The following is a 3,861-nucleotide window of genomic DNA, read 5'->3' on the forward strand; positions in this document are numbered from 1 at the left end:
CTTCGAAAACCTCGGCGGCATCAGCACCAGCCCGCCGGCGGCCGTCTCGTGGGCCCGCAACCGCCTCGACGTCTTCCTGACCGGCACCGACTCCGCGCTGTACCACAAGTGCTGGGACGGGACCCGCTGGCAGCCGTCGGTCGGCGGCTGGAACCCGCTCGGCGGCATCATCACCCGCTTCACCACCTGAACCCGCAACCCGCCGCCGGTGCCGGGACGGTCCCGACCCGGACCGCCGACCCGGACCGGCGGCGGGTGCCCGTCCGAAGGTGTCCGCCCTTGTCCGGACGCTTGCCGGACATCGGCCGCCCCTGATGGCGTGGAACCACACCGCCACGAGGGGAGCAAGCGATGATGGCTGACATAGGACGCCCGAGCGCCGGCCCGAGCCGGGATCAGGTCCCGGGCCGGGACACCAGCGTCAGGTCCCGGACGGACAGCGCGTAGATGTCCCGCCCGCCGATCTGGAACGTCACCTCGCTGACCTCGCTCGACTTCGCCGCCGTGAACTCGAACGTGCGCCGGCACGGCACCGGTCCCGCGTGGAACGCCTCGTACAGCGAGTGCCGGAAGTCCGGCGGCTCGCTGTCCTGCACCCGCACCCGGACCGTCACGTCCACGGTCGCCGTCGCCGTGAACGTCAGCGCGTAATGCCGGCGATTGACCAGCGTAACGCCCCGCCCGACGAGCAGGTCCCATGGGTTGACCGTGTTTCCCTGCACCTCCGCCCGCCATTCGGCCTCGCCGGCGGTGAGCGCCACGCGGGGGCTGTTCACCCACCACTTGCCCGCGGAGTCGCGCGGCCCGATGACCTCGACACCGGTCGGATCGGGCGCGCCGGCCGAGGCGCACGGACGAACGACCACGCGCGGCGCCGCGGGCGCATCGTCGCCGGACATCCGGTAGGTCACCGCCGCGCCGACGACCACGCCGGCGGTGAAGGCCGCCACGACGAGCGACCACCTGCGCCACGGGGGCGCCACGACGGGGGTGGCGGCCGGGCTTTCCACCACGGGCCCGGCCGCCGTCGGCGGCTCGTTCGACTGCTCGGCGATCGCGCGCCACGCCGTGCGCCACGGCTCGACGCCGGCCTCGACCTCGTCGTCCGGCACCCCGTGCGCCACCAGGCAGGCCGCCACGAACGACTCCACGAACGCCAGCTTCGGCAGCCGCGGCAGCCGCTTGCCGGCCAGCACCTCCTGCACGGTGCTCGGCGCCAGCGGCTCGGGCCGGGGACCGGCGTTCGGCCCACGGCCGCGCCGCTCGGCGAACCGGCACAGCGCCCGGAACGACGGCTGACCGGCCCAGACGCGCAGCCGGTTGAGCTGGTCCACGAACCCGGCGGGGTCCTGCGCGCGGGTGGGGTCGGGTCCGACGAACTCTTCGGGTGGGGCAGCGCCCTCCGTGGAGCGCGGCGGCTCCGCACCGGAACCCGGCGAGCCGTCACCGGCACGCGGGGTGCCTTCTCCGGGGTGGATCGGGCCGGAAACCGTGGCCATCAGCCAAGTCTGTCGCATCGACGCGCATCGTGGCAGCCCGTGGCCCGGGCCGGAGCGCACCCGCCGGGCCGGAGCGCACCGCGTCCGGGCAGCTCAGCGAAACGGCGGGCGGGTCGGCGACCGGAGTCCGCGGGCGAACGCGAAAGGGCGACCGAAAGGGTCAGGCCACCACGGCCGGCTCGGCCCAGCGACGCGCCGGCCCGGGCCGCTCCACCCGGTCGCGCGCCTCGGCAAGGCGTTCCACGGCGTCCCGCGCCTGCGCCGCCGGCAGCGCGAACGGCATCCGCAGGAACCGCTCGAACGTCCCGTCGACCCCGAAGCGCGGCCCCGCGGCGATCCGCACGCCCAGTTCGGAGGCGACCTGTGCGAGCGCCGTCGAGACCGGTGCGTCCAGCTCGACCCAGAGGCACAGCCCGCCCGAGGGCACGTGGAACCGCCACTGCGGCAGCAGCTCGCGCAGCGCCGACACGAGCGCGTCGCGCTGGGCGCGCAGTTCGGTCCGGCGGGCGGCGACGATGGCGTCCGCGTCGGCGAGCAGGTGCGTGGCGACGAGCTGTTCCAGCACCGGCGAGGCCATGTCGACGTGCACGCGCAGCGCCGCCAGCCGGGCCACGGTCGCCGCGCTCGCCCGGATCCAGCCGATCCGCAGCCCGCCCCAGAACGGTTTGCTCATCCCGCCGACGGAGATCACCCGGGCACCCCGGCAGTACACACCCACCGGTGGCGGGGTGGCGCCGTCGAGCGACAGCTCCGCGAACGACTCGTCGATGATCAGGTCGGTGCCGGTGGCGTGCGCGGCCGCGGGCAGCTTGGCGCGCAGTTCCTCGGGCATGAGGTGGCCGGTCGGGTTGTGGAAGTCGGGGATCAGGTAGGCGATCCGGGCCTGCGCCGTGCGCAGGGTGGACAGCAGCAGGTCGCTCTCCCAGCCCCCGTCCCCGATGTTGTAGGTAAGCACCCGATGGCGTCTTTCGGTGAACGCCGTGAGCGCGTTCGGATACGTCGGCGCCTCGACGAGCACCCGCTGGCCCGGGGCGGCGAGCAGCCGCACGAGCAGGTCCAGCGCCTGCTGCGCCCCGCTGGTGACGATGATCTGCTCGGGCTGGGTACGCAGCCCGCGGGCGGTGTACCGGGCGGCGATCATCTCGCGCAGCGGCTCGATCCCGGTCGGCTGGTAGCCGGCCTGGCACAGGTACTTGGGCAGGTCCGCGACGGCCGCGTGCACGGCAGACATCATCTGCGGCGGCGCGCCCATGGCCGCACAGCCCAGGTCGAGAACGTCCTCGTCGGCGTCGCCGGAGAAGAGGCCGGTGGTGCCGACGCGGTGCCCGGTCGGCAGGGCGGTCCAGCTGCCCGCGCCGCGCCGGCTGGTCAGGTACCCCGACTCGCGCAGCGTCCGGTAGGCGGCGGTCACCGTGGTGCGGCTGATGCCCAGCTCCTCCGCCAGCTCCCGCTCGGCCGGCAGCCGAACGCCCAACGCCAGCCGGCCGTCGGTCAGCAGCCCGCGCACGGCACCGGCGAGAGCGGCGTACTCCGGGCCGCGCCGGTGCGTCCGCGCCTGCTGCCAGGAACCGAGCAGCCGGGCGAGCTGGGCGCCGCGCATGATCCCGGCCACAGCCACCTCCCGCGAATTGGCCCTTCCAGGGCAGCCGATTGGCCTTGAGAGTGGCACGCATGGGCAGGATTGGCAACCACGTTCGCGGCACCCGGTTCCCTCGACGGCTGGTGCAGCTCCAGCTCGGTCTGGCCCTGTACGGGCTGAGCCTCGCCGTGTTCGTGCGCGCCGATCTCGGGCTCGACCCGTGGGACGTGTTCCACCAGGGCGTCGCGGAGCACACCGGTCTCGGCCTCGGCTGGATCGTGAACATCACCGGCGCGGTCGTGCTGCTGCTGTGGATCCCGCTGCGCCAGCGGCCGGGCATCGGCACGGTCAGCAACGTGCTCGTCGTCGGCACGGTGGCCGAGGTCGGGCTGGCCCTGATCCCGACGCCGTCCGCGCTGTGGATCCGCGCCCTGATGCTCGCGACCGCCATCGTCCTGAACGGCGTCGCCACCGGCGCGTACATCGGCGCCCGGCTCGGCCCCGGGCCCCGCGACGGCCTGATGACCGGCCTGAAGGAGCGCTACCCCCGGCTGTCGATCCGCCTGGTCCGCACCGCCATCGAGGTGACCGTCCTCGCGATCGGCTTCCTCCTCGGCGGCTCCGTAGGCGTAGGCACCATCGCCTACGCCCTGGCCATCGGCCCCCTGTCCCAGATCTTCCTCCCGATGCTGACGGTCCCCACCAGTGCGGAAGAGGTAGCCGCCACGGCCTGATCGCCGCGCCGGGCGGCGGGTCCCGATATATGGGAACCATCGCGGAACG

Annotated in this window: 4 protein-coding genes; 2 read left to right on the plus strand and 2 right to left on the minus strand. The window is 74.1% G+C overall.

Annotated elements, in window-relative coordinates:
* The coding region (locus Val02_RS46850; protein ID WP_203905869.1) for a DUF8189 domain-containing protein at positions 1-190 on the plus strand (190 nt) is incomplete at its 5' end.
* 205 nt (positions 191-395) lie between these two features.
* Here the strand turns inward: Val02_RS46850 and Val02_RS46855 are convergent.
* Both Val02_RS46855 and yczR read right to left on the minus strand, forming a co-directional pair.
* Complete coding sequence (locus Val02_RS46855; protein ID WP_203905870.1) at positions 396-1,517, minus strand: hypothetical protein; 1,122 nt, start codon at positions 1,515-1,517, stop codon at positions 396-398.
* A gap of 142 nt (positions 1,518-1,659) precedes the next feature.
* Entirely contained in the window at positions 1,660-3,111 is a 1,452-nt protein-coding gene (gene yczR, locus Val02_RS46860) for a MocR-like transcription factor YczR (RefSeq protein WP_203905871.1), read from the minus strand.
* Positions 3,112-3,170: 59 nt separating this feature from the next.
* Between yczR and yczE the strand changes: the two genes are divergently transcribed.
* Positions 3,171-3,812, plus strand: a complete 642-nt coding sequence (yczE, locus tag Val02_RS46865; RefSeq protein WP_203905872.1) for a membrane protein YczE — start codon at positions 3,171-3,173, stop codon at positions 3,810-3,812.
* Positions 3,813-3,861: the final 49 nt, after the last annotated feature.

Source organism: Virgisporangium aliadipatigenens, assembly GCF_016863615.1.
Classification (GTDB): Bacteria; Actinomycetota; Actinomycetes; order Mycobacteriales; family Micromonosporaceae; genus Virgisporangium; species Virgisporangium aliadipatigenens.